Genomic DNA, 25,327 nt, shown 5'->3' on the forward strand with positions numbered 1-25,327 from the left:
AGGTGCTGTCCGGGCGTTGGAGCAAGGCGGAGAGCCCGATATCTTCACGCTCATTCTTCTGGCAACACCATATTAATACCTCGCTTCATCCGGCCAGCCACACCAGTCGACGCATGTTGTACACCAAATTCATCATCCCCATCTTCACGCTGGCCCTGACTTGCCAGATGCTACGCACTAGTCGATTGGCCTAGCCTGTGCAATCATTCAGATGAGCCGCAGCAATTATAGCCACAAAAGCAGGGAGCATGATGATACCGTGTTCGTTATGGCTATCAACGCATTCACATTCTATTGTAACGTGAAGGCTGGCGGATGAATCATAAGCGTGTGTTGCGCATCTATCGTGAAGAGGGCCTCAATCTAAGGCGCAAACGACCAAGACGTCGAGTTGCCGCTGCACACCGGATGGACAGGCCGGAGCTCTTTCATATTGATCAGTGCTGGAGTATGGATTTTGTCGCCGATCAACTGTTCAATGGGCGACAAATCAGAGCGTTAACTGTAGTCGATAATTTGGCCGAGAATGTGTTGTTATTGCGGTTGATCGTGCTGCAAAAGGGGAACAGGTTGTGGATATTATGGAGCAATTACGACTCTGTAATAAGCGTAAGCCTGAGAGGATTCAAGTCGATAATGGCCGTGAATTTATTTCGAAGGCCCTTGATCAATGGGCGTATAAGAATAAAGTAACATCAGACTTTTCGCGGCAGGGAAAGCCAACAGATAATGCGTTTATTGAGTCGTTCAACGGGAGTTCTAGGGATGAATGTTTAAATACCCATTGTTTTTTGTCACTGAAAGATGCGCAAGAAAAGATTGAAAGCTGGCGCCATGATTACAATACATTCCGACCCCATGCATCACTGGAAAATTTGATGCCGGATGAATTCTGGGAGAAGCACTTTAAGGCTGAACTTTTCTAAGAATGCCCGGTACAGTTTTTTGTAGGGGCTCTAAGGGAGAGCCGCTGCCAAAGCTGGAAAGGACCGTATATTGGGAGGCTTTTCGGGTATTGTTGGGCTCAGTTTATAAAAATAGTGATCCCAGTAAAGGTGGGCATCCGCCTTGCGATGCAGTGCGGATGTTCAAGGTGTTGCACTTACAGCATTTATTCAATCTGAACGATGATCAAACAGAGTTCAAAATTCGGGATCGCTATGGCTTTTGTCGTTTCTTTGGGCTGAGTCCGGAGGATAAGGTACCCGATGCCAAAACGGTTTGGGTGTATCGTGAGCACCTGAAAGAATGGGGCCTTGTTGATAAACTCTTTTCAGAGCTGTTGATCCAGATTGATGCAGCAGGCTTCAGTGTTCGCAAGGGACAAATTGTAAATCCCGCTATCGTTCCAGTACCCAAGCAACGTAATACGCGAGAGGAAAATAGGCAGATCAAAGCCGGAGATAACCCTGAGGGATGGGGCGGTAACAAGCGCCGCCAGAAGGATGTTGAAGCCCGCTGGACTAAGAAGCATGGTAAAACCCACTATGGGTACAAAAGCCACATCAGCATAAACCGGAAGCACAAGGTCATTCGCAAGTACGTCATCACATCAGCAGAAGTTCACGACAGCCAGATCTTCGAGGAACGGCTGGATGAGAACAACAGTAATGGCAGTGTCTGGGCCGATTCTGCTTACCGCAGTGTAGAACGGGAAGCCGCTTTACCGGGTGCGCATTACCGCAGTCAGATTCATCGCAAGTCGACACGTAAACGCCCTTTGAATGAACGGGAGCAATAGGCAAACCGAAAACGATCAAGAGTTCGGGCTCGAGTTGAGCACGTGTTTACCCAGCAGACCCATCGACTAGTGCGTAGCATCGGGCAAGTCAGGAATGAGCGTGAAGACACCGGACTCTCCAGATTTGCTAGAGACTATTGGCCTTTGTCGGTTTCTTAGAGGTTCCTTTTACTGGCTTTTGAGGTGTAAAACCCCAGCGCTTAAGGTAGTCGCCCATAGTCCACACTGGGATATTAATTCCCCAAAACTATTTGATAAGCTGAGCAGATGGAACTGAACAGCTCGCGCTCTCAGAAGGGAAGTGTTAGGAATTTTGTGTCAATTCTTTAATTTTCAGCATAATACTGTAGGTAGAGTTGATTATGACAGAATCATTTGATTTTGATAGAATTTTAAAGGCCCTTCAGTCAGGGCAGGCCATTAGCGGGAAAGAGGGTGTTTTGGCCCCGTTACTAAAACAGCTCACCGAGGCTGCTCTTGAAACTGAGCTAGAGAATCATATTGCTGATGATGTGGTGCCTAACCGCAAGAACGGCAAGTCCCGCAAGACACTTAAAACAAGCGAGGGCCGTATTGACCTGAATACGCCCCGTGACCGGGCCGGTACGTTTGAGCCCCAAATTATTAAGAAGCATCAAACCAGTATCAGCGATGGGATTGAAACCAGGATCTTGTCGATGTATGGCCGGGGCTTAAGTATTTCGAGACTGTCCTGAATTCTGTGTAACTGCCTATCATTAAACCCAAACAAGGGAGAGGATAGGCAGATGATCGACAAGAAAGAGCTCCAGGCGATAGCCCAGGCGGCCGCTAAAAACATCAAAACTGAAGAAGATCTCAGCGAGTTTCGGCCAATGCAGCCCAGAATCACGGTCGATGCAGCACTCAACGTTGAACCGGATGATCATCTTGGCTTTGCCAAATCATGAACAGTCCGAAGCGAGTAATAGCCGCAACGGCACTACCAGCAAGACCTTGCAAACGGAAGATGACCAGTTTGAACTGGATACCCCGCGAGGTAGAGCGGGCAGCCGAACCTCAGCTAGTTAAGAAACACCAGCGTCGATTTACCTCAATGGATGACAAGATCCTCTTCTTGTATGCTCAGGGTATGATGACCCGCGAAATCGTCACGACATTCAAGGAAATGTACGGAGCCGATGTCTCCGCCACACCCATATCCAAAGTTACTGATGCGGTTATCGAGCAGATTGACGAATGGCAATCTTACCCCCTGGATGCAATTCAGCCTATTGTTTATCTGGACTGCATTGTCGTTAAAATCCGGCAAGACAAGAAAGTGCTCAACAAAGCAATTTACCTCGCTTTGGGCGTCAACCTGGAAGGCCACAAGGAATTATCGGGGCTCTGGCTGTCGGGGAATGAGGGTGCCAAGTTCTGGCTGAACCTGCTGACAGAGCTTCAGAATCGCGGTGTAAAGAATATTTTGATTGCCTGTGTCGATGGCTTAAAGGGCTTTCCTGATGCAATCAACACGGCTTTGTATTGTGCATATGCTACGGAACTTGATGAAGTAGGTGCCCTGGAAAGACTACAAGCCTGTGCGGCTGATTTGAAAAAGATTTACCAGTCCATCACCGGGGAAGAAGCCTTACCGGCGCTGGATAAATTCTCTGACCGATGGGACAACAAACACCCAGGTCAGCCGCTCCTGGAGTGCCTATTGGCAAAATCTCAACACGCTGTTCTACTACCCGGAGGACAGACGAAAAGTGATCTACACGACCAACGCCATTGAGTCGCCGAACAGCGTCATTCGCAAAGCGATCAAAAAGCGGAAGTTGTTTCCAACCGATGATTCGGCGAAGAAGGTAATCCACCTGGCAATCCAGGCCGCATCGAAAAAGTGGACAATGCCGATCCGTCATTGGAAACCAGCACTGAATAGATTTATGATTGAGTTCGAAGAACGCTTAGCGGAATATATTTAATCCGGGCAGTTACACAGAAAACTTTACAGGCTCGTTATTCCGATATCAGTAAACATATCCATGATCTCTATGGCATCTCGGTCTCTACCGCAGCAATCAGTGCGATAACCGACAAAATAATCGATACTGTAAAAGCTTGGCAACAGCGTCCACTGGATTCGCATTATCCCTTTGTTTGGCTGGACGCAATTCACTACAAAGTTCGGGCTCAAGGCCGCTACCAAAATCGCGCTGTTTATACCGTTCTTGGGCTGAATATTGAAGGCAAAAAAGAAGTGCTGGGGTTATACCTATCCGAAAGTGCAAGAAGTGGGATAACTTATCCGTCTGTTTTCGTTATCCCGAGGACATTCGTCGAGTTATTTATACGACTAATTCTATTGAAGCAGTGCATCGACAATTCCGGAAATTGACAAAAACCAAGGGTGGTTTTCCGAATGACAACAGCCTGCTCAAATTATTATACCTTAGCATTCAGAATGCCAGTAAGAAATGGACGATGCCCATTCGCAACTGGAACCTGACCTTGCCTCAACTGGCTATCTTCTTCGAAGGTAGGCTTGATCGCGCACTTGATCTGTGATGGTATGGATTGAGTGCTTTTACGTTGACACAATATTCTGAACAGTCTCCTCAGAAGTTCTTGTTGCGCAGTGCTTGAGCTTGCATGCAAGCTATTTTCATACAAGCATTATGTTATAATGTGCAAATATCCGCACCCACAAATCGCACAAAGCTCTCAGAGTACACGAAGAAAAGCCTTTGATATCCGATCTGTTATCCTCGTGTTGTTGTCGGTGAACCACGGGTTTTCCCACGCTCAAACTATACCAAACGGGAAATAAAAAAACCCGCTCCCGCGCAGACTGCCGGAAGCGGGTTTTTAATACCTCAATATTGTCTGTCAGTCTGCAAGCAGGCTGGCATGAGCGGCGGCCAATCGGGCCACCGGCACTCTCGGCGCTGAACAGGAGACGTAGTTCAACCTCGCATGATGACAGAATTTGATCGATGATGGGTGCCCCCCATGTTCACCGCAAATGCCAACACTGAGATCAGGATGATTACTTCTGCCCCACTCCACCGCAAGCTTCATCAATTTACCCACTCCCTTTTCATCCAGTACCTCGAACGGATTATCCTGGAGAATACCGTTTTCGTTGTACATCGGCAGGAACTTGTTCTCCGCATCTTCCCGGGAGAACGAGAAGGTCGCCTGAGTAAGGTCATTGGTACCGAAGGAGAAAAAGTCGACCTCCTTAGCCAGTGAATCCGCACGCATACAGGCTCGAACCACTTCTATCATGGTACCGAAACGGAAATCCACTTCGCAGCCACAGTTCCCCTCCACCTCTTTGCGGACTTCATCGACAAACTCTTTGACGTGCTTCAGCTCCTCTGCAGTACAGACCTGGGGCACCATAATCTGGGGGTGGACTTCAATACCTTTTGCCGCACACTCCGCAGCCGCCTCCAGAACCGCGCGTATTTGCATTGAGTATATCTCAGGGAAGGTGATTCCTAGACGCACACCGCGATGTCCCAACATCGGATTGGTCTCATACAGAGCTCGCACTTTACGCAGCATGGTCTGTTTCTTTTCTATCGCCTCCTCCACGAGGTGGGCATCCACAAGGCGCCGCATGGAATCGGCTTCATCTCTCGCCTGGCTCGGGTCATGCAGCAGCATCATGGTGTTTGCCAACACCTCCACGCCCCTTGCTGTATCCCGCAGATGGCACAACTTTTCAAGATCATCCTCCAGTTGGTTCTCACCCGGCAGAAACTCATGAATGGGTGGATCCAGCAAGCGAATGGTCACTGGCTGGGGTGACATGGTTTCAAATATCGCCGCAAAATCGGCCCGCTGCATAGGCAGGAGCTTATCCAGCATCGCCTGGCGCTGCGCTTCCGTCTCAGCCACAATCATCTCGATAACCGCCGGCAACCGCTCGATATCGTTGAACATGCGTTCAGTCCGGCACAGTCCGATTCCCTGGGCGCCGTATTTTATCGCACGCGCCGCATCCATGGCTGTGTCGGCATTTGCCATGACCCGCAGGTAGGCCACTTCATCAGCCCAACTCAACAGTAGGTGGAGCTCTTCGGTAAACTCCGGTTCAACCGTTGCTATCTCGCCCAAATAGACGTTACCGCTACTGCCATCGATGGTGATGATATCGCCCTCTTTGATCATCGCATCACCGATGCGGGCTTGCCGTTTCATCACATCGACAGTAATGCCTTCCGCGCCCGCCACACAGGGCTTGCCCATCCCTCTCGCCACCACAGCCGCGTGAGACGTCTTTCCGCCCCGGCTGGTCAGAATACCTTCTGAAGCAAAAAAGCCGTGAATATCCTCTGGCTTGGTCTCTTCACGCAACAGGATCACTCTCTGGCCGCCGTTTCTGCCAAGCTCTTCCGCCCGGTCCGAATCAAAAACCACATGGCCACAGGCTGCGCCCGGTGAAGCTGGCAATCCGGTAGCAACCGGTTGGGCACTGGAATTCGGATCGAGCTGAGGGTAGAGCATCTGTTCCAAATACTCTGGATCAATACGCAACAGTGCCCGTTTTTTATCGATCAAGCCTTCCTGCTCCATCTCCACTGAGCTACGGACCATGCCGATCGCATTCATCTTTCCATTGCGGGTCTGGAGACAGTAGAGCGTGCCCTGTTCAATGGTAAATTCGAAGTCCTGAACTTCATGATAGTGTTGCTCCAGCCGCTGTCTCAGTTCTTCCAGTTGACGTGCCATCTCCGGCAGTTCCTCATCGAGAAGATGAATCGGTTTGGGTGTACGGATACCTGCCACCACATCCTCGCCTTGGGCATTAATCAGATATTCACCATAGAGCAGGTTCTCACCCGTCCCCGGATTGCGGGTAAAGCCAACACCAGTGGCTGAATCATCACCCCGGTTGCCAAATACCATGGTGCAGATATTGACTGCGGTTCCATTGGCCAAATCTGGCGTTATATTGAATTCATGGCGGTAATCAACCGCACGCTTGCCCATCCAGGAGGAGAACACTGCCTTGATGGAGATCTCCAACTGCTCGTAGGGATCTTCAGGAAAAGGTAAGCAAGTATGATCCTCAACCACTTTGAGGAAACGCTCACTGATCTCTTGCAGATCTTCTGCGAAGAGGCCCACATCTTCAATCACATGTGATTTTTGTTTAACCGCCTCAAACTGCTCGTCAAACAGCTCATCTGGAATATTCAGCGCAACTTTACCGAACAGCTGAATGAAACGCCGATAGGCATCGTAGCCGAACCTTGGATCATCAGTCTGTTCAATTTCCCCTGCCAGGGTCTCCGCATTAAGGCCCAGGTTAAGAATGGTATCCATCATGCCGGGCATCGACATGGCGGAGCCACTGCGCACAGAGATCAAGAGTGGGTTGTTTCTATCACCAAATCCTTTTCCGGTCGCCTTCCCCACCGCCTGCATCTGCATGCGGACCTGCTCCATAATCCCGGGTGCCAGCTCATAGTCATCGGAGTTCAGATACTCCAAACAGGCATCTGTACTGATAACAAAGCCGGGGGGGACATTGAGGCCCATCTGGGTCATTTCGCAGAGGTTGGCGCCTTTGCCTCCCAAAAGTTTCTTGTTTTTTCCGTCGCCCTCTGAAAAAGCGAAAACCCATTTCTTGTCCAGTGTCATAATAATTAAATGCTCCAACTTTTTTGATGAAAGCCAGCAAGTGCTAATTTATTACAGCAGACATGCTCTTGCGCCTGATTCCGGTATAATGCCGATCCGGATGTACTCTAAACCCTATATACTATCTTAAATATTGCAGTGAACAATGGAAAAAACCTACGATCCTCACAGTCTAGAACAACGTTGGTACAAAACCTGGGAAAGAAAAGGCTATTTCGCCCCCACCGCCGACGACAGCAATTCACCCTATTGCATCATGATTCCGCCGCCCAATGTGACGGGCAGTCTGCACATGGGACATGCATTCCAAGACACCATTATGGATACCCTCACCCGTTTTCATCGGATGAAGGGCGACAAGACGCTCTGGCAGGCAGGCTCCGATCATGCGGGCATCGCCACCCAGATGGTCGTGGAGCGGCTGATCAATGCCGAGGGAAAAAACCGTCACGACTATGGCCGTGAGAAATTCCTGGAGAAGATCTGGGATTGGAAAACCCACTCCGGTGGCACCATTACCCGCCAGTTGCGCCGAATGGGCTCATCCCTGGATTGGGAGCATGAACGCTTCACCATGGATGAGGGGCTCTCCGATGCCGTAAAAGAGGTCTTCGTGCGGCTCTATGAAGAGGAACTGATCTATCGCGGCAAACGGCTGGTGAACTGGGATCCGGTACTCCACACCGCAGTTTCCGACCTGGAGGTACTCTCCGAAGAGGAGAACGGCCACCTCTGGCATATGCGATATCCTCTGACCAACGGCCAGGGCAATCTGGTGGTGGCCACTACCCGCCCTGAAACCATGCTGGGCGACTTTGCGGTAGCGGTTCATCCCGGCGACGAGCGTTATAAACACCTGCTTGATGAATTTGTCGAACTCCCCCTGACCGGGCGCAGAATACCTATTATCGCCGACGACTACGTCGACCCGGAATTCGGCACCGGTTGCGTAAAAATCACCCCGGCACACGACTTCAACGACTATGCCGTCTGGCAACGCCACCGGGATCAGAAGGCAATTGTAGAACAACCCCATGGCGGCCTGATTAACATCTTCACCATCGATGCTGCCGTGCGGGAGAACGAAGAGGATGAAGGCGATCTGATTCCGGCAAAATATATCGGCATGGACCGTTATCAGGCCCGTAAACAGATTATTACCGATCTAGAAGCCGACAACCTTCTGGAAAAAACCGAGGACCATAAACTGATGGTACCCAGAGGCGACCGATCTGGTGCTGTCATCGAACCTTTTCTTACCGACCAGTGGTATGTGAAAGTCGGGCCACTGGCCAAGCCGGCCATTGAGGCGGTGGAGAACGGCAGTATCAAATTTATCCCCGACAACTGGAAAAACACCTATTTCGAATGGATGCGCAATATTGAAGACTGGTGCATCAGCCGGCAGATCTGGTGGGGCCACCGTATCCCTGCCTGGTACGATGCGGAAGGCAATATCTATGTCGGCCGGTCAGAAGAGGAGGTGCGCAACAAGCATAAACTGCCTGCGGACTATGAACTATCCCAGGATGAAGATGTACTGGACACTTGGTTCAGCTCTGCCCTCTGGCCCTTCTCCACCCTGGGCTGGCCGGAAGATAACGAGCGGATCAAAACCTTCTACCCGACCAGCGTACTGGTCACCGGGTTCGACATCATCTTCTTCTGGGTTGCCAGAATGATCATGATGGGTCTTAAATTCATGGGTGATGTCCCTTTCAAAGAGGTCTATATCCATGGGCTGGTGCGGGACTCCCATGGCGACAAGATGTCAAAATCCAAGGGTAACGTGCTTGATCCCATCGATCTTATTGACGGCATCGATCTGGAGACACTGGTAAAGAAACGCACCAGCGGAATGATGCAGCCACAACTGGCAAAAAAGATTGGGAAAATGACACGCCGGGACTTCCCCAACGGTATCCCCTCTTTCGGCACAGATGCGCTGCGCTTCACCTTCGCGGCCCTGGCTTCAACGGGCCGCGATATTAAGTTCGATCTGGGCCGTATCGATGGTTACCGCAACTTCTGCAACAAACTATGGAATGCAGCACGTTATGTATTGGTGAATACGGAGGGAGAGAAGTGCGGTCAGAATGGCGGTGACATCGAACTGAGTGTGGCAGATCGCTGGATCATCGCAAAACTGCAAGCCACCACTACCACGGTAACCGATGCCATCGAAGGCTATCGTCTCGACCATGCTGCAAAAGCAATCTACGAGTTCACCTGGAGTGACTATTGCGGCTGGTATCTGGAACTGTCAAAACCGGTTCTGACCGACAATAACGCCAGCGATGCCGCCAAACGGGGCACCCGCCAGACCCTGGTCCAGGTGCTGGAGACCCTGCTGCGGCTAACCCACCCCATCATGCCCTTTATCACTGAAGAGATCTGGCAGCGGGTATCCCCGCTTGCAGGTATCAGTGGTAAAACCATCATGAGCCAGCCCTACCCGACTGCCGACAGCCAACTGGTTGACCAGGCCACAGTCGCCGAAATGGAGTGGGTGATGGAGTTCATCCTCGGCATACGCAAGATCAAGGGTGAAATGAACATTGCCTCAAGTAAACCTTTGCCGGTACTGCTGCAGAATGCCAGTGATCTGGACCAGTTAAATCTGGCCGCAAATCGTCACTGCCTGAACTTTCTGGCACGGCTGGAATCAGCCACCGTACTGGCAGCAGATGAAGAGGCTCCTGAATCTGCTACTGCTCTGGTTGGTGAGATGAAAGTCTTGATCCCCATGGCCGGGCTGATCGACAAAGAGGCAGAACTGGCGCGGCTGGAAAAGGAGATTGCCAAGCTCCAGAGCAACGTCGAGCGTATCAACAAGAAGTTAAATAACCCCAACTTTGTCGATAAAGCACCGGAAGCTGTGGTACAGAAAGAGCGCGATAAAGTTTCCGACCAGCAATCAGCCTTGGCTAAGCTGGAAGAACAGCTGGGGAAAATCCGGAGCTTATAGACACAGCTCTCGAAGTAACCGATGAAAATCATCCGCCTGGATAATTTGCGAAATCCTCCCCGTTCGGAGGGTGAACAAAGCAGATGCCCATCAGCCATGCAGATGGAGCCTGTAAAGTCTTCTGTGTAACAGCCAAGGTTAAATATATACCGCTAAGCGTTCTTCGAACTCAATCATGAATCTATTCAGTGCTGATTTCCAATGACGGATCGGCATTGTTCACTTTTTCGATGCGGCCTGGATTGCCAGGTAGATGACCTTCTTCGCAGAATCATCGGTTGGAAACAACTTCTGCTTTTTGATCGCTTTAATGATGCTGTTCAGCGATTCAATGGCGTTGGTCGTGCAGATCATTTTTCGTCTGTCCTCCGGGTAGTTGAACAGCGTGTTGAGATTCTGCCAATGGGCACTCCAGGAGCGGCTGATCCGGGGGTATTTGTTATCCCATCGATCAGAGAATTTATCCAACGCCGGTAAGGCTTCTTCCTTGGTGATGGACTGATAAATATTTTTCAAATCAGCCGCCATAGGCTTGTGGTCTTTCCAGGGCACCTACTTCATCGAGTTCCGTAGCATATGCACAATACAGAGCTGGATCTAGGTATCCGGAAAGGCCGTGTTGATAGCATCAGGAAAGCCTTTTAAGCCTTCGACACAGGCAATCAAAATATCCTTCACACCGCGATTCTGAAGCTCTGTCAGCGCGTTCAGCCAGAACTTGGCACTCTCATTCTCCGACAGCCAGAGCCCCGATAATTCCTTGTGGCCTTCCAGGTTTACGCCCAAAGCGGGGTAAATTGCTTTGTTGATCATTTTCTTGTATTGCCGGATTTTAATGACAATGCTGTCCAGATAAACAATAGGCTGAATCGCATCCAGGGGGTGAGATTGCCATTCGATAACCGCATCAGTAACTTTGGATATGAGTGTGGCGGAGACATCGGCTCCGTACATTTCCTTAAATGTCGTGACGATTTCGCGGGTCGTCATACCCTGAGCATACAGGAAGAGGATCTTGTCATGCATTGAGGTAAATCGACGCTGGTGCTTTTTAACCAGTCGGGGTTTAAAGCTGCCCGCTCTTTCTCGTGGAGTATCCAGTTCAAACTGGCCATCTTCCGTTTGCAAGGTCTTGCCAGTAGTACCGTTGCGGCTATTACTCGCTTCGGACTGTTCATGTTTGGCAAAGCCACGATGATCATCCGGTTCAACGTTGAGTGCTGCATCGACCGTGATTTTGGTCAGCATTTGCCGAAACTCGTTGTGATCTTCTTCAGTTTTGATGTTATTAGCGGCCGCCTGGGCTATCGCCTGGAGCCCTTTCTTGTCGATCGGCTGCCTGTCCTCTCCCTTGTTTGGGTTTAATGATAGGCCGTTACACAGAATCTAGGTCTGTCTCGAGGATACCGGGCTCTCCTGATCTGCTAGAGACTATTGGCCTTTGTCGGATTTTTAGAAGTTCCCTATATCGAGTTTCCTCACTTTCAATTATTAATGTGGAAGACCGTACTAACCCAGGATTTATTTCAGCCTGTCCTCATTCTGTGCATGGCCATATTGAGCATGCGGATAGTGGCATTCATGGCAGCGAACACCTGGTTGGAGTGAATCCCCCTGGTCTTGAAACTCCCCTCTGGGCCTTTCCATGTAATGGTTGCCTCAGTCAATGCACTAGTTTTACCACCCCTGGGGATGCGCACTTCAAAGTCCACCAACTTGGCCCGTGGAATGCCTCTGCTCTTCAGCAGCTTGCTAATGGCGTTCATAAACGCATCGAAACCACCGTTGCCCTTACCGGCCGAGAGCAGGATCTCATCGCCAATGCGGACCCTGATACTGGCAGTGGACTCGAGCTCTAGTCCCGATGTAATGGAGCAGTTGATCAGCTCTACATAATCATAATCCCGGCTCTCCAGCGCCTCGGCAATGATAAAGGGGAGATCATCTGCCGTAATCGTCTTCTTTGAATCACCCAGCGCCACCACTCTTGAAAGCACTTTTTCCAGGTTTTTGTCGGAGAGGGAGATATCCAGTTTTTCCAGATTCTTTTGCAGTGAAGCCTTGCCGCTCATCTTGCCCAAGGCATAGTTTCGCCGGCGTGCAAAGCGCTCTGGGCTGAGCTTGGTCTGATAGAGCCCCCCTTTCTTGTCCCCATCGGCGTGAATGCCACTCGTCTGGGTAAACACATCTGCTCCGACAATGGGCGTATTATCCGCAATCCGTTTGCCCGAGAAATGCTCTACTAGCTGACTCACTCGCTCAAGGTGAGACTCATCAATCGACAGCTTCATGCCCATTTTGTCTTGCAGATTCACCGCCACCTGAGCCAACGCCGCATTACCCGCCCGTTCGCCGAGGCAGTTGACAGTACAGTGGATTGATGACACTCCGGCCCTGGCCGCCGCCATGGCATTGGCTGTGCCCAATCCATAATCGTTGTGTGGATGGAAATCAAACCGGCAATCGGGAAACCGGCCAATCATATCAGAGAGGCTGTCATGAACCTCTTCCGGGGTTAGCACACCCAATGTATCCGGCAGCATAAAGTGAACGATATCAGCACCCTTCAACTTCTCCATCATCCCATAGACATACTCGGGATTATCCCGATAGCCGTTGGACCAATCCTCCAGGTAGATATTGACTTTCAGTCCCCGTTTGTGAGCGTAGTTAATGGTTTTCTTGATGTCTCCTGCATGCTGGGATAGGCTCTTGTGGAGCTGATGACGACAGTGCTTCTCACTCCCTTTGGTGAGGAGATTGATCACATGGCCGCCCGCTTCACATATCCAATCCACACTGCGCTTATAATCGACAAAACCCAGCACTTCGACCTTTTCGGCCATATCCACTGTCTCTGCCCACTGAATAATATTGGAGACCGCCTCCTTTTCACCTTCGGAGATCCGGGCAGAAGCGACTTCAATCCGATCCACCTTCAGCAACTGCAACAGTGCTTTGGCGATATTCAGCTTCTCAGCCGGAGAGAAAGAGACACCCTGAGTCTGTTCTCCATCTCTCAGAGTTGTATCCAGTATGTTGATGTGTTGGTTTTTTTTCACTATTGAGATCACTATTCAGCTTGGCCATCCCGCACAGCGGGCGGCTCATAATCCGACAGACTCCTAATACGTCATCAAGACTACCTTGATAGCGTATTAGCGATTAGCAAGGATAGATTTCATATACTCCCTTATCGCCTCACCATCGGCAGCCAGGGTTTCACAGCGAGTCTCTTTATCCATCAGCCCCTGGAGTGATGGAGGTAGATCAGCTTCTACGCCAATCGCCTCCTTGACTGCATCACCAAACTTTGCCGGATGCGCTGTTGCAAGGCATACCGTATCGGGGAAATCTCTGGCCGCATAGACACCGACCGCAGTATGAGGGTCGAGAACGTAACCACTCGCCTCATAGGTGACGCGTATCTGTTCTACTATCTGCTCTTCGCTGATGGCAGCGGCAAGAAACAGTGTTTCAACCTCCTTGCGTTTCTCTTCGGAGACTTCGATCCGCCCTTCTGCCACCATCTGCGCCATTAGAGCCTTCACTTTTTGAGGATCTTCGCCCATCAGATAGTAGAGATAGCGCTCGAAATTGGATGAGATCTGGATATCCATCGAAGGGCTGATGGTGGGATGCACCTCCCCGGCAGAGTAGACACCGCTCTTGATAAAACGCGAGAGAATATCATTTCGGTTGGTCGCCAGTATCAGGCGCTCCACCGGCAATCCCATGCGCACCGCCACATAACCGGCAAAGATATCGCCGAAATTGCCAGTCGGTATGGAGAAGGTCAATTTCTTGCTGACATCGCCCCCGGTGATACGGCCCCAGGCATAGAAATAGTAAACCACCTGCGCCAGAATCCGCGCCCAGTTTATCGAATTGACCGCTCCCAGACTGTAGTTCTGTTTGAACTCCAGGTCATTGAACAGCAGCTTCACGATCTGCTGACCATCGTCAAAGGTGCCGGTTATGGCAATATTATGGACATTGTTATCCAGCACCGTGGTCATCTGCCGTTCCTGGATCGGGGATACCCGGCCTTTCGGATGCAGGATAAAGATATCGATCAGTTCCTGGCCTTGCACACCACAGATGGCAGCCGAACCAGTATCGCCGGAAGTGGCTCCCAGAATGCTCAAACGACCGCCGCTGCGCTCCAGCAGTAATTCAAATAGATTGCCCAGGAACTGCAGGGCCACATCCTTAAAAGCAGCAGTAGGCCCATGGAAGAGCTCCAATATACGCAGTCCCTTCACATCCACGACAGGCGTCACCTCAGGATGAGTGAAGCTGACATAGGAGCGTTCAACCAGATCAGCCAGTTCATCCCGGCTGATATCCTCACCGACAAATGGAAGTATCACTTCGGTCGCCAGTTCCTGAAATGAAAGTCCGGCCCAGCGGCTCAAGGTAAGTCCATCCACTTGAGGAAAAGACTCGGGCAGCAGCAGGCCGCCATCGGTAGCCAAACCCATCATCACTGCCTCGGAGAAGCTCACCGGCTCCACGCCGCCACGGGTACTGATATAACGCATTATTGATCGCCCTCAACCCTGCCAATTTGGATAAAATGGGAAGTATACCAGCCTTATGAGATGCCTTCAGGCGATCTGCTCGTGTGCTCTTCCATCCAGGGAAACTGTCCGATTGTGGAGATCCCATCACATGGAATGGAATTTTGATTTGCAAATCACCGAAAATACTTGCCATAAATCAATATATACTTATTAACACATTGTTTACAATGCGCTTTTATACAATATCCTTCGCACTAGCCATACTCTTATTTGCACCCTGTAAAAGAGATTTCTGATGGAAAAACTGGTCAATCTCGTGAGGCCCTACCAAAAACTGTACCGGGCATTCTTAGAAAATTCCGGCCTTAGAATGCTTCTCCCGGAATTCATCCGGCGTCAAATTTTTCAGTGATGTATGGGGTCGAAATGTATTGTAACCATGGCGCCAGCTTTCAATCTTTTCTTGCGCATCTTTCAGTGACAAAAACCAATGGGTATTTAAACATTCATCCCTAAAAAACCCCCGTCGGACGACTCAATAATAGAGTAATCAGTTGAATTTGCTTGATAACTTAAACGGACAGTAGTGAGTGATAATAATTCAAGACAGAAACAGATCGTCCAACAACTGTGATTCCGGGTTGATGGCATAGCGGGAGAAATCCGTCACCCCCTCTTCAGTCAACACCTCTTCATCAATAAAAAAGTGACCACTGCAACTGTTACTGTCCCGGGTAAGAATAGCATGGGCGGCATCGGCAACGATTTCGGGTTTCCGGCACATCCCAGGTTGAACAAGACCACCAAGCATCTTAATCGCAGCGGTCAGAATAACACTGCGCGGCCAGAGAGCATTGACAGCAATCTCTTTGAACTCCTCAGCCATGCCCAGCACACACATGCTCATGCCGTATTTTGCCATGGTATAGGCCAGATGCGGTTTGAACCACTTCGGGTCCATTGTCAGTGGCAGTGCCAAATTCAGAATATGCGGGTTCTTCGCCTTCAGCAACTCAGGCAGGCATGCCTGAGAGGTGACGAAGGTACCTCTGACACTCACCTGATGCATAAGGTCGAAGCGTTTCATTGATATATCAAGGGTTCCGGTCAGACCGATGGCACTGGCATTATTTATCAGAATATCGATACTACCAAACCGATCCACCGTTTCAGCAACCGCTTCGGCTACTCGCTGCTCATCACGAATATCCACAGCCAATGGCAAGGCATTTCCTCCTGCCCGCTCGATCTCGTCTGCGGCTGTATGGATAGTGCCTGGTAACTTTGGATGAGGCTCGGTGGTTTTCGCCGCTATGACGATATTCGCACCATCCCTGGCCGCCCGAAGCACAATGGCTAGTCCGATACCACGACTGCCGCCGGTGATGAAAAGAGTTTTACCTTTTAGCATCGACTCTTCAAAAAGCCTCATCATTAAATAACATCGTGCTATCGGAGCCAGACATGATAGCGGCAAACAGTGCCCCGGTCTGGGGCAGAATCCGGTCAAAATAGAACTGTGCAGTATCCACTTTCGCCTGGTAAAATAGTGCTTCATCGCCTTCACGCTGTTTCGTTCCGATCTCTGCCATACGCATCCAGAGATACCCCAAAGCCACCAAAGCGAACAGCCGTAGATAATCGGCAGCAGCAGCACCTGCCTGATCCGGATTTTTCATCCCTTCCCGGGCGACCCAGGCAGTAGCCATCTGCAGGCGGCCAAACGATTTGGCCAGTGGCATCACAAATGACTGCAGGGCCGGATCACTCTCTGTCTGCTGCTCAATATTCCGTAATTCGGCCAGACTTCTGGCTAGATCTTTCTGCTGCTGTTCCAGTTCCTTGATACGCTGTCTGACCTTGATAATGAGTAGCTGCTGTTGCTCAATCTGAACCGGGTCCGCATTGTAAAGATCGAGGCATTCGCGAATATCTGTCAGAGAGAATCCAAGGCGTTTGGCCGAAGGATCAACTCCAGCCGGCCTCGGTCACGATAGGTGTAAACCCGATTCGATCACACCTGCTAGGGGCTCAGCAACTGTTTAGTTTCGTAAAAATCGAATGGTTTTTGGTGTAGCACCAAACAGATCTGCAAGCTCTGTAATAATCAGCAATTTCTCCACATGAGTCCCCCCTTGTGGGTAAATCATAGCCTGCTTTACGTATACATCAAGCACTTCGGGAGAAATACCGGATTCTTTGCTTTTGCAGTCGCTCCTAAATTATTTATGACCACATGATAAGCATAAATTAAGGGAACCTCTAAAAACCCAACAAAGGCCAATAGTCTCTAGCAAATCCGAAGAGCCCGGCGTCTTCACACTGATTTTTCTGGCAACATCCATATTCATACCTCGCTTCATCCGGCCAGCCACGCCAATCGACGCATGTTGTACACCAAATTCATCATACCAATCTTCACGCCGGTCCAGCCTTGTCCGATGCTACACACCAGTCGATTGGTCTGCTGGGCAAACACGTGCTCAACTCGAGTTCGAACTCTTGGTCGTTTTCAGTTTGCCTCTTGCTCCCGTTTATTCAAGGGGCGTTTACGTGTCGACTTGCGATGAGTCTGAGCACCCGGTAAAGCGGCTTCCCGTCCTACACTGCGGTAAGCAGAATCGGCCCAGACACTGCCATTATTGTTGTTCTCATCCAGACGTTCCTCGAAGACCTAGCTATCGTGAACTTCTGCTGATGTGATGGCATACCTTGCGAATGACCTTGGAATTATAACTGAAAGTGTTGTTTGAAAGGAATTGAAAAAAAGCGGGGTATCTGGTTGATTTGTTGTTGCGAGACATCAAAACAACCATTGGAGATACGCTACCACGAGTAAGAATAACGTTGTTAAGCTGGCAGGTCGCGATACGATTATCGATCCGCTGACAAAGTTGCTGAGAAGTGGTGCAGAGCAGTTGATCTACTAGGCGGTGGAGGCCGAGCTGCTGGAGCTGTTGGCGGAGCACGTCGAGCGACGAACAGAGGATGGCAAGGTGGGTGTGGTGCGTAATGGTCACCTGCCAGCTCGTAAACTGCAGACAGGATTAGGGCCGGTCACGGTCAAGATCCCCCAAGTTCGCGCGAAGACCGGCGAGCCGGTGACGTTCCGATCAGCTCTGGTGCCGCCGTATGTACGCAAGACGAAGTCACTGGAAGCGGCACTGCCGTGGCTCTACCTGAAGAGGATTTCCAGTGGAGAGATGGGTGAAGCCCTGAAAGTGCTGGTGGTTCCGGATGCAACAGGCTTGTCGGCCGGCAGGGTATCGCGTCTGAAGCAGGTCTGGACAGAAGAATATCGGAGCTGGTGCGAGGAGCGCCTGGATAAGGACCATTGGATGTATGTGTGGGCAGACGGTGTCTACAGCGGACAGAGAGCAGAGCAGACGAAGCTGTGTGCCCTGGTGGTGATCGGCGTGAATGAGCGTGGTGAAAAGCATTTTCTGGCAATTGAGGATGGTGTACGGGAGTCCACACAGAGCTGTCGGGAGGTGCTGTTAAAACTGAAGTCACGCGGACTAAACCCGCCCAAATTGGCAATCGGAGACGGTGCTATGGGCTTCTGGGCTGCACTGGAGGAAGTGTATCCAGAGACGCGTCAGCAGCGCTGCTGGATGCACAAGACCATGAACGTGCTGAACTGCCTGCCAAGGTCAGCTCAGCCGAAAGCGAAGCAGGCACTGCATAACATCTGGCAGTCGGAGACACAGGCCGATGCGGAAAAGGCCTTTGATCTGTTTATCAAAACGTATGAGCCAAAGTATCCGAAGGCTGCCATCTGTCTGCACAAAGACCGAGAGGAACTGATGGCTGTCTATCGTGTGACGGCATGCTACACATGATGTTCAAACTCGGCCGGTGTGCCGAGAAGACGTCGAGACGATTACGGGGTTTCGATTATCTGGCGAAGGTGATAACCGGAATCAAATTTAAAGAGGGTGTTGAGGTAGCAGGAGTCGATCAGGTCGCCGCTTGATTCAACTGGCTAAACACCAGATTTGACTATAACTCGAGACCTAGGATATCAGCGAAAGCGAGCCTGTAAAGTTTTCGGTGTAACTGCCAGGGTTAAATATATACCGCTAAACGTTCTTCGAACTCAATCATAAATCTATTCAGTGCTAGTTTCCAATGACGGATCGGCATTGTCCACTTTTTCGATGCGGCCTGGATTGCCAGATAGATTACCTTCTTTGCCGAGTCATCGGTTGGAAACAACTTCCGCTTTTTGATCGCTTTGCGAATGACGCTGTTCAGCGACTCAATGGCGTTGGTCGTGTAGATCACCTTTCGTATGTCCTCCGGGTAGTTGAACAGCGTGTCCAGGTTCTCCCAATGGGCACGCCAGGAGCGGCTGATCCGGGGGTACTTGTTGTCCCATCGGTCAGAGAATTTATCCAGCGCCAATCAGGCTTCTTCCTCGGTGATGGACTGGTAAATCTTTTTCAAATCAGCCGTGACAGGCTTGTAGTCTTTCCAAGGCACGTACTTCATCGAGTTCCGTATCATATACACGATACAGAGCTGGATCTGGGTATCCGGAAAGGCCATGTTGATGGCATCAGGAAAGCCTTTTAAGCCATCGACACAGGCAATCAAAACATCCTTCACACCGCGGTTTTGAAGCTCTGTCAACACGTTCAGCCAGAATTTAGCCCCCTCATTCTCCGATAACCACATCCCTAATAATTCCTTGTGGCCTTCCAGGTTAACGCCCAGAGTGAGGTAAATCGCTTTGTTGATCACTTTCTTGTCTTGCCTGATTTTAACGACAATGCAGTCCAGATAAACAATAGGATAAATCGCATCCAGGGGGCGAGATTGCCATTCAACAACCTGTTCGATAACTGCATCAGTGACTTTGGATATGAGTGTGGCAGAGACATCGGCCCCATACATCTCCTTGAATGTCGTGACGATTTCGCGGGTTATCATACACTTGGGCATACAAGAAGAGGATCTTGTCATCCATTGAGGTAAATCGACGCTGGTGCTTCTTAACTAGCTGAGGTTCAAAGCTGCCCGCTCTATCTCGCGGGGTATCCAGTTCAAACTGGCCATCTTCCGTTTGCAAGGTCTTGCTGGTCGTGCCGTTGCGGCTATTACTCGCTTCGGATTGTTGATGCTTGGCAAAGCCAAGATGATCAGCCAGTTCAGCATTGAGTGCTGCCTCGACCGTGATCCTGGTCAGCATTTGCCGAAACTCGTTGAGATCTTCTTCAGTTTTGATGTTTTTAGCGGCCGCCTGGGCTATCGCCTGGAGCTCTTTCTTGTCGATCAGCTGCCTGTCCTCTCCCTTGTTTGGGTTTAATGATAGGCAATTACACAGAATTCAGGATAGTCTCGATTTATCCACTTCTCAGTATCTTTGTGGTCACTTGACACGGAATTCTCTGACGCGTAGTTTCTTGGTTTTCAAGTTAAGTGGCTGTTGCACTCCTGGTTTACTCTTGCCGATTTGCAGGGAAAGTAATCGGCGTGTTAATAAAAGGTAATCATGTGATCAAGGTGCTGTTGGTTGATGACCACGAGCTGGTGCGAACCGGTTTCCGGCATATTCTCCAGGGAGAGTCAGGGATAGAGGTGGTTGGAGAGGCTGATAGCGGCGAAAAAGCCGTCAAAATGGCCATTGAACTGGGACCTGATTTGGTGCTGATGGATGTCAATATGCCGGGAATCGGCGGCATTGAAGCCACCCGTAAGGTTCGCAGATACAACCAGAACACACAGATTATCGCTGTCACTGTGCTCTCTGATGCGCCATTTCCGGAACAGCTTTATAATGCACGCGCCTTGGGTTACCTGACCAAAGGTTGTCCGGCGGAAGAGATGTTTGACGCGATTCGGACCGTTGCCAGTGGCGGGCCATTCATTGCCGGCGAAGTTTCCAGGAAACTGACCATAGCCCGTCTTACCGGGACAAATCCTGATTCCCCCTTTAATCAACTTTCATCCCGTGAAATGCAGGTGCTGATGATGATCATCCAGGGGCAGAAGACCCAGGATATCTCCGATTCACTCTGTCTTAGTCCAGAGACCGTCAGTACCTACAGGCACAGGCTGTTTGAAAAACTCAACGTGGAGACGGATGTGGAGTTGACGCTGATGGCATTACGCCACGGTTTGGTCAGTACAGGATCCTGATGCCGGTATTCGATCTTAATTGCCGTGCCTGCCCACGGCTGGCAGAGTTTCTGGACCAGGTGAAGGCTGACTATCCGGATTACCATGCTCGTCCTGTAGCCCCTTTCGGTGATCCGGAGGCTCAATTGTTGATTGTTGGCTTGGCCCCCGGTATGCGTGGAGCCAATGCAACAGGGCGGCCATTCACTGGTGATTTTGCCGGTATTCTACTCTATGAAACACTCCATAAATATGGCTTCAGTACGGCCCCTGAGTCCATCTCGGCGGATGATGGTCTTGAGCTTAACAACTGCCGCATTACCAACGCAGTGAAGTGTCTGCCACCGCAGAACAAACCCCAGGGTTCAGAGATCAACTGTTGCAACAGTTTCCTCTCAGCAGAGATCGATACACTTCCCGAAGGAGCAGTGATAGTCGCTCTCGGCCTGATTGCCCACAATGCTGTTTTAAAATCTTTTGGTCTGAAACTGAGCAGCTGTAAATTTGGACATGACCAGTTGCATGATCTGCCTGGAGGGCTTCGCCTGGTCGACTCATACCACTGCAGCCGCTACAATACTCAGACCAAACGCCTGACCCCCAAAATGTTCCATCGGGTTTTTTCACGCGCCAGAGATCTGCTCAAGACCATATAATGGGCGCCATGGCGTCAGATAGCAGCTCTTCACCGTTCGATCACAAAGCCTTTCTAAAAAACCTGACCAGCAGGCCCGGTGTCTATCGCATGCTCGATGGTGACGAGCAGCTGCTCTATGTGGGTAAGGCACGTGACCTGAAGAAACGGGTCAGCAGCTATTTTTCCCGCTCTCTCAACCGCAGAATTCAGCTGATGGTCTCGCGTATCAGGGCCATTGAAGTGACGGTGACTCACACCGAGGCCGAGGCACTGATCCTGGAAAATAACCTGATCAAGTCTCTCAAGCCGAAATACAATATTCTGTTGCGGGATGACAAGAGTTATCCCTACATCTTTCTCTCCGCCGGTAAGTTCCCGCGGCTCGCTTATCACCGTGGTGCAAAAAAGGCCAAGGGACGCTATTTTGGCCCCTATCCCAATGCCGGTTCCATGCGCGAGACACTGCAACTGCTGCAGAAACTGTTTCCGGTACGGCAGTGTGAAGAGAGCTTCTACCGCAATCGCTCGCGCCCCTGTCTGCAGTACCAGATCAAGCACTGTACTGCTCCCTGTGTCGATCTGGTCTCTGAGGATGAGTATGCAGATGATGTCAGGGATGCCGAGCTGTTTTTGCAAGGGAAAGCCAGTCAGGTAATTGACAACCTAGTTAAACGGATGGAGCAGGCGTCGTCAGCGCTTGAGTTTGAACAGGCTGCCCGTTACCGAGACCAGATAGCATCGCTCAGACGGATACAGGAGAAGCAGTACGTCAGTGGTGAAAAAGGCGACCTGGATATTATTGCCGCAGCCTCTGAAGCGGGCACCGCCTGTATTCAGGTGTTTTTTATCAGAAACGGCCGTAGTCTTGGTAATAAAGCATTTTTCCCTACTCAGGCAGGTGATGCAGAAGAGAAGACGCTGCTTTCAGCTTTTATTGCCCGTTATTACATCGGCAAACAGGTGCCACGGGAGATTATCACCAACGCCATGCCTGACGATCAGGCGTTACTGGAAGAGGTCTTGAACCGACAGGCGGATCATCAGGTGCGGCTGAAACAGCATGTTCGCTCAGAGCGTGCACGCTGGCTGAAGATGGCCGTGCAAAATGCTCGTCTCTCGCTTGATTCACGATTGGCCAGCAGAGCAGGGATGCAGGAGCGGGTCGAGATGCTGCAAACCAGTCTTGAACTGGATGAGCCGCCGAAGCGGATGGAGTGTTTTGACATCAGCCATACCGGTAGCGAGTTGACCGTAGGATCCTGTGTGGTGTTCGATGCCCAGGGACCGATAAAATCAGACTATCGTCGCTTCAATATTGAAGGAATACAGGGCGGTGATGACTATGCGGCAATGGCTCAGGCTCTGACCCGGCGTTACACCCGAATCCAGTCGGGTGAGGGTGTCCTGCCGGATATTCTGTTCATCGACGGCGGGAAAGGGCAACTGAGTGCGGCAGCAGAGGTCTTGCAAGAGCTCGCCGTAGCCGGTGTCACCTTGGTGGGCGTGGCAAAAGGGCCGGACAGAAGACCGGGAATGGAGCAGCTTTTCTTGTTTGAAAGGGAGACGCCTATTATACTCCCGGCCAGCTCTCCGGCATTGCACCTGATTCAGCAGATCCGCGATGAGGCGCATAGATTCGCCATTACCGGTCACCGGCAGCGGCGGGACAAGCGCCGCAAAAGATCACCGCTTGAAGATATCCCGGGAATCGGTGCCAAAAGAAGGCAGCTGCTGCTAAAACAGTTCGGCGGCCTGCAGGGAATTACCCGTGCCGGAGTCGAAGACCTTAAACGTGTGGATGGTATCAGCAGCCGGTTGGCTGAACAGATTTATGAGACTTTTCACGGAGAAAAGTAGGCTGGCAAGATGGTTTTGAATATTCCCAATATATTGACGCTACTGCGGATCGCGTTGATTCCTGTCTATGTCGGCATCTTTTATCTGCCATGGGAGCTGGCAGGGCAGGCCTGTGCCTTGGTATTTGCCCTGGCAGCGATAACTGACTGGCTTGATGGTTATCTCGCCAGAAAGCTGCAACAGGTTTCCTCTCTGGGTGCCTTTCTGGACCCGGTAGCCGATAAACTGATGGTCTCCACTGCACTTATTCTGCTGGTAGAGGCCCATCCATCACCCGTGCTAGCGGTACCCGTACTTGTGATCATAGGGCGTGAGATCGCTATTTCAGCCTTAAGAGAGTGGATGGCTGAGTTCGGGGTCCGGGCTCAAGTGGCCGTATCCGTCATCGGCAAGATTAAAACCGCCTTTCAGATGACGGCGATTTTCCTGTTGATCTACAGCCAGGATATCTTGGGATTGCCGATAGCGACGATTGGCTATGTCCTGCTCTACGTGGCGGCGATACTGACCTTCTGGTCCATGATGGTCTACATCCGTGCCGCATGGCCCACACTCAGTGGCAATGGCGGCCTGTATAGTCAGTAGGATCGGTTCTATTTCCCTTGACAGTAGTCGCAGGGCCATTACAATAGCCGCCTTCAAGTGACGCGGGAATAGCTCAGCTGGTAGAGCACAACCTTGCCAAGGTTGGGGTCGCGAGTTCGAATCTCGTTTCCCGCTCCAATTTTCCGATCGAACCCTGGGTGCAGACTCGGTTTTTTGTCCGGAAAGAAATGGGAAAACGGCTCTTTTTCCAAATGCTATCTTCTTGCACAGCAATAAATGGCTGAGTGGCAGAGTGGTTATGCAGCGGCCTGCAAAGCCGTGGACCTCGGTTCGATTCCGGGCTCAGCCTCCATTTATTACTTCCTATTTCCCTATTAAAAACAGCCTGTTACACTTTTGCATGAATTTACTGTGATTTGCATCATCAGGAGTGGCGAGATAAAATGTGGAACTACGTTTAGGACGTCGACGCGAGTTAGCGAGAATTCAAATGGCAACAAAAAGGCAGCGAGGTAATAGGTGGGAATTTATTGTTCGTCGGAAAAGGCTTCTTGAAAGACCATATTACCTAACATTTCGATACGGAAAAGGAAGGTGATAGAAATGGACCCCACACTTTGGACAGTCGCTTAAGTGACTTTCATCCTCATTACTTACGCCGCTTCCTGCCACGTGGTTTCACCAAAATACGCCTGATCTGGCGTCTTGCCAAGCCCCTGATGTTTTCGCTCAGTATTGTAGAATTTCAAATATTTACCAATGCCTGAACGTGCTTCGATAATCGAATCATAAGCTTTGAGATAAACTTCCTCGCGCCCCTTACCGTCCATGCTGATTTTTACATTGGCTGCTTTCAATGTTCCAGTAAAAGCTTCACTGGTAAATTGTGCGCCCTGGCCTGTATTAAAGATTTCGGGGGCACCATAACGTTCTATCGCTTCTTCCAGTGCATCAACACAAAAGTCGCTGTCCATGGTGTTGGATATTCGACAGGACAGCACTTTGCGACTATACCAATCCATAATGACCGTCAGGTAAACAAATCCTTTGGCCATTGGGATATACGTGATATCCGAACAGAAAACCTGGTTGGGCCGATTAATTTCCAGGACCTTCAGCAAGTAAGGATAAATCTGACTGCTACACCCTAGGATTTTGAGCGCGTCGTTTTCTGCCAAATCTTCACTGTTCCCTGAACCAGATCACTGCGCCTTTCTCCATAATAGAGACAGTGCCTTTATAATGCAGTGACGGTCAGCAATTCTCACAAGAGCATGGTGGATTCAACTCCAAAATGCACCACC

At 50.5% G+C, this 25,327-nt stretch carries 17 protein-coding genes, 2 tRNA genes and 9 pseudogenes; 17 read left to right on the forward strand and 11 right to left on the reverse strand.

Going from position 1 to position 25,327, the window contains the following annotated elements:
- The first annotated feature begins 2 nt into the window (after positions 1–2).
- From MN084_RS10820 to MN084_RS10830, 3 genes and pseudogenes are all read left to right on the forward strand, one after another.
- On the forward strand, positions 3–194 hold the full coding sequence (locus MN084_RS10820) for a hypothetical protein (protein ID WP_241086401.1): 192 nt from the start codon (positions 3–5) through the stop codon (positions 192–194).
- Positions 195–258: 64 nt separating this feature from the next.
- Positions 259–926: pseudogene (locus MN084_RS10825) on the forward strand (IS3 family transposase); the annotation flags it as partial.
- A 2-nt stretch (positions 927–928) separates the two neighbouring features.
- Entirely contained in the window at positions 929–1,741 is an 813-nt protein-coding gene (locus MN084_RS10830; RefSeq protein ID WP_277400321.1) for an IS5 family transposase, read from the forward strand.
- Between the two features lie 127 nt (positions 1,742–1,868).
- On the opposite strand, the gene MN084_RS19700 is transcribed toward MN084_RS10830, so the two are convergent.
- Positions 1,869–1,958: a hypothetical protein gene (locus tag MN084_RS19700; RefSeq protein ID WP_445083820.1), complete on the reverse strand. Its 90-nt coding sequence runs from the start codon at positions 1,956–1,958 to the stop codon at positions 1,869–1,871.
- A gap of 145 nt (positions 1,959–2,103) precedes the next feature.
- Between MN084_RS19700 and MN084_RS10840 the strand changes: the two are divergent.
- The 6 genes and pseudogenes from MN084_RS10840 to MN084_RS10860 all read left to right on the forward strand — a co-directional run.
- Positions 2,104–2,439, forward strand: a pseudogene (locus tag MN084_RS10840) (transposase); the annotation flags it as partial.
- Between the two features lie 69 nt (positions 2,440–2,508).
- A complete protein-coding gene (locus MN084_RS10845) occupies positions 2,509–2,670 on the forward strand; it encodes a hypothetical protein (protein ID WP_241086398.1) in 162 nt (53 codons plus the stop codon).
- Positions 2,651–2,791: a transposase gene (locus tag MN084_RS10850; RefSeq protein WP_241086397.1), complete on the forward strand. Its 141-nt coding sequence runs from the start codon at positions 2,651–2,653 to the stop codon at positions 2,789–2,791. The genes MN084_RS10845 and MN084_RS10850 overlap by 20 nt, the downstream gene beginning before the upstream one ends.
- Positions 2,730–3,500, forward strand: coding sequence for an IS256 family transposase (locus MN084_RS10855; protein WP_445083821.1), 771 nt, complete (start codon positions 2,730–2,732; stop codon positions 3,498–3,500). Before MN084_RS10850 ends, MN084_RS10855 begins: the two co-directional genes overlap by 62 nt.
- On the forward strand, positions 3,475–3,693 hold the full coding sequence (locus MN084_RS19705) for a transposase (RefSeq protein WP_445083822.1): 219 nt from the start codon (positions 3,475–3,477) through the stop codon (positions 3,691–3,693). Before MN084_RS10855 ends, MN084_RS19705 begins: the two co-directional genes overlap by 26 nt.
- A gap of 35 nt (positions 3,694–3,728) precedes the next feature.
- Positions 3,729–4,276, forward strand: a pseudogene (locus MN084_RS10860) (transposase); the annotation flags it as partial.
- A 321-nt stretch (positions 4,277–4,597) separates the two neighbouring features.
- Here MN084_RS10860 and ppdK read toward each other — a convergent pair.
- Positions 4,598–7,366, reverse strand: coding sequence for a pyruvate, phosphate dikinase (gene ppdK, locus MN084_RS10865; protein WP_241086396.1), 2,769 nt, complete (start codon positions 7,364–7,366; stop codon positions 4,598–4,600).
- 145 nt (positions 7,367–7,511) lie between these two features.
- Here ppdK and MN084_RS10870 point away from each other — a divergent pair, with 145 nt between their 5' ends.
- A complete protein-coding gene (locus tag MN084_RS10870) occupies positions 7,512–10,334 on the forward strand; it encodes a valine--tRNA ligase (RefSeq protein WP_241086395.1) in 2,823 nt (940 codons plus the stop codon).
- Between the two features lie 138 nt (positions 10,335–10,472).
- Here MN084_RS10870 and MN084_RS10875 read toward each other — a convergent pair.
- The 7 genes and pseudogenes from MN084_RS10875 to MN084_RS19710 form a co-directional block, all read right to left on the reverse strand.
- Positions 10,473–11,666, reverse strand: a pseudogene (locus MN084_RS10875) (IS256 family transposase).
- A gap of 194 nt (positions 11,667–11,860) precedes the next feature.
- Positions 11,861–13,399, reverse strand: a complete 1,539-nt coding sequence (locus MN084_RS10880; RefSeq protein ID WP_241086587.1) for an alpha-isopropylmalate synthase regulatory domain-containing protein — start codon at positions 13,397–13,399, stop codon at positions 11,861–11,863.
- A 93-nt stretch (positions 13,400–13,492) separates the two neighbouring features.
- Positions 13,493–14,878 carry a threonine synthase gene (gene thrC / locus MN084_RS10885; protein WP_241086393.1) on the reverse strand — a complete coding sequence of 462 codons (1,386 nt, stop codon included), beginning with the start codon at positions 14,876–14,878 and terminating at the stop codon, positions 13,493–13,495.
- Positions 14,879–15,209: 331 nt separating this feature from the next.
- Positions 15,210–15,415, reverse strand: a pseudogene (locus tag MN084_RS10890) (integrase core domain-containing protein); the annotation flags it as partial.
- 46 nt (positions 15,416–15,461) lie between these two features.
- Positions 15,462–16,292, reverse strand: a complete 831-nt coding sequence (locus tag MN084_RS10895; protein ID WP_445083964.1) for an SDR family oxidoreductase — start codon at positions 16,290–16,292, stop codon at positions 15,462–15,464.
- The gene (locus MN084_RS10900) at positions 16,279–16,602 is read right to left on the reverse strand and encodes an acyl-CoA dehydrogenase C-terminal domain-containing protein (RefSeq protein WP_241086391.1); all 324 of its coding nucleotides are present in this window, start codon (positions 16,600–16,602) and stop codon (positions 16,279–16,281) included. The genes MN084_RS10895 and MN084_RS10900 overlap by 14 nt, the downstream gene beginning before the upstream one ends.
- 105 nt (positions 16,603–16,707) lie before the next feature.
- Positions 16,708–16,800 (reverse strand): annotated as a pseudogene (locus MN084_RS19710) (MerR family transcriptional regulator); the annotation flags it as partial.
- A 915-nt stretch (positions 16,801–17,715) separates the two neighbouring features.
- On the opposite strand from MN084_RS19710, the pseudogene MN084_RS10905 reads away from it, so the two are divergent.
- Positions 17,716–18,836, forward strand: a pseudogene (locus tag MN084_RS10905) (IS256 family transposase).
- Positions 18,837–18,928: 92 nt separating this feature from the next.
- Here the strand turns inward: MN084_RS10905 and MN084_RS10910 are convergent.
- A pseudogene (locus tag MN084_RS10910) lies at positions 18,929–20,138 on the reverse strand (IS256 family transposase).
- 221 nt (positions 20,139–20,359) lie between these two features.
- On the opposite strand from MN084_RS10910, the gene MN084_RS10915 reads away from it, so the two are divergent.
- The 6 genes from MN084_RS10915 to MN084_RS10940 all read left to right on the forward strand — a co-directional run bounded on the left by MN084_RS10915 (position 20,360) and on the right by MN084_RS10940 (position 24,375).
- A complete protein-coding gene (locus MN084_RS10915; protein WP_241086585.1) occupies positions 20,360–21,004 on the forward strand; it encodes a response regulator in 645 nt (214 codons plus the stop codon).
- Positions 21,004–21,639 carry a uracil-DNA glycosylase gene (locus MN084_RS10920; RefSeq protein WP_241086390.1) on the forward strand — a complete coding sequence of 212 codons (636 nt, stop codon included), beginning with the start codon at positions 21,004–21,006 and terminating at the stop codon, positions 21,637–21,639. Before MN084_RS10915 ends, MN084_RS10920 begins: the two co-directional genes overlap by 1 nt.
- Positions 21,640–21,647: 8 nt before the next feature.
- A complete protein-coding gene (gene uvrC, locus MN084_RS10925; RefSeq protein WP_241086389.1) occupies positions 21,648–23,477 on the forward strand; it encodes an excinuclease ABC subunit UvrC in 1,830 nt (609 codons plus the stop codon).
- Positions 23,478–23,486: 9 nt separating this feature from the next.
- Positions 23,487–24,062 carry a CDP-diacylglycerol--glycerol-3-phosphate 3-phosphatidyltransferase gene (gene pgsA, locus MN084_RS10930; RefSeq protein ID WP_241086388.1) on the forward strand — a complete coding sequence of 192 codons (576 nt, stop codon included), beginning with the start codon at positions 23,487–23,489 and terminating at the stop codon, positions 24,060–24,062.
- Between the two features lie 62 nt (positions 24,063–24,124).
- Positions 24,125–24,200: transfer RNA gene (locus MN084_RS10935), tRNA-Gly, on the forward strand.
- Between the two features lie 101 nt (positions 24,201–24,301).
- Positions 24,302–24,375 (forward strand) — tRNA-Cys (locus MN084_RS10940).
- 301 nt (positions 24,376–24,676) lie between these two features.
- Here the strand turns inward: MN084_RS10940 and MN084_RS10945 are convergent.
- A pseudogene (locus tag MN084_RS10945) lies at positions 24,677–25,159 on the reverse strand (transposase); the annotation flags it as partial.
- Positions 25,160–25,327: the final 168 nt, after the last annotated feature.

Source organism: Candidatus Vondammii sp. HM_W22 (assembly GCF_022530855.2).
GTDB lineage: Bacteria > Pseudomonadota > Gammaproteobacteria > Chromatiales > Chromatiaceae > Vondammii.

Excerpts from the sequence above, each read along its gene's own strand:
- MN084_RS10920 (WP_241086390.1), top strand. The coding sequence starts at position 21,004 with ATGCCGGTATTCGATCTTAATTGCCGTGCCTGCCCACGGCTGGCAGAG.
- MN084_RS10900 (WP_241086391.1), bottom strand. The coding sequence starts at position 16,602 with ATGCCACTGGCCAAATCGTTTGGCCGCCTGCAGATGGCTACTGCCTGG.
- MN084_RS10895 (WP_445083964.1), bottom strand. The coding sequence starts at position 16,292 with ATGAGGCTTTTTGAAGAGTCGATGCTAAAAGGTAAAACTCTTTTCATC.
- ppdK (WP_241086396.1), bottom strand. The coding sequence starts at position 7,366 with ATGACACTGGACAAGAAATGGGTTTTCGCTTTTTCAGAGGGCGACGGA.
- uvrC (WP_241086389.1), top strand. The coding sequence starts at position 21,648 with ATGGCGTCAGATAGCAGCTCTTCACCGTTCGATCACAAAGCCTTTCTA.
- pgsA (WP_241086388.1), top strand. The coding sequence starts at position 23,487 with ATGGTTTTGAATATTCCCAATATATTGACGCTACTGCGGATCGCGTTG.
- thrC (WP_241086393.1), bottom strand. The coding sequence starts at position 14,878 with ATGCGTTATATCAGTACCCGTGGCGGCGTGGAGCCGGTGAGCTTCTCC.
- MN084_RS10830 (WP_277400321.1), top strand. The coding sequence starts at position 929 with ATGCCCGGTACAGTTTTTTGTAGGGGCTCTAAGGGAGAGCCGCTGCCA.
- MN084_RS10855 (WP_445083821.1), top strand. The coding sequence starts at position 2,730 with ATGACCAGTTTGAACTGGATACCCCGCGAGGTAGAGCGGGCAGCCGAA.
- MN084_RS19700 (WP_445083820.1), bottom strand. The coding sequence starts at position 1,958 with ATGGGCGACTACCTTAAGCGCTGGGGTTTTACACCTCAAAAGCCAGTA.
- MN084_RS10845 (WP_241086398.1), top strand. The coding sequence starts at position 2,509 with ATGATCGACAAGAAAGAGCTCCAGGCGATAGCCCAGGCGGCCGCTAAA.
- MN084_RS10870 (WP_241086395.1), top strand. The coding sequence starts at position 7,512 with ATGGAAAAAACCTACGATCCTCACAGTCTAGAACAACGTTGGTACAAA.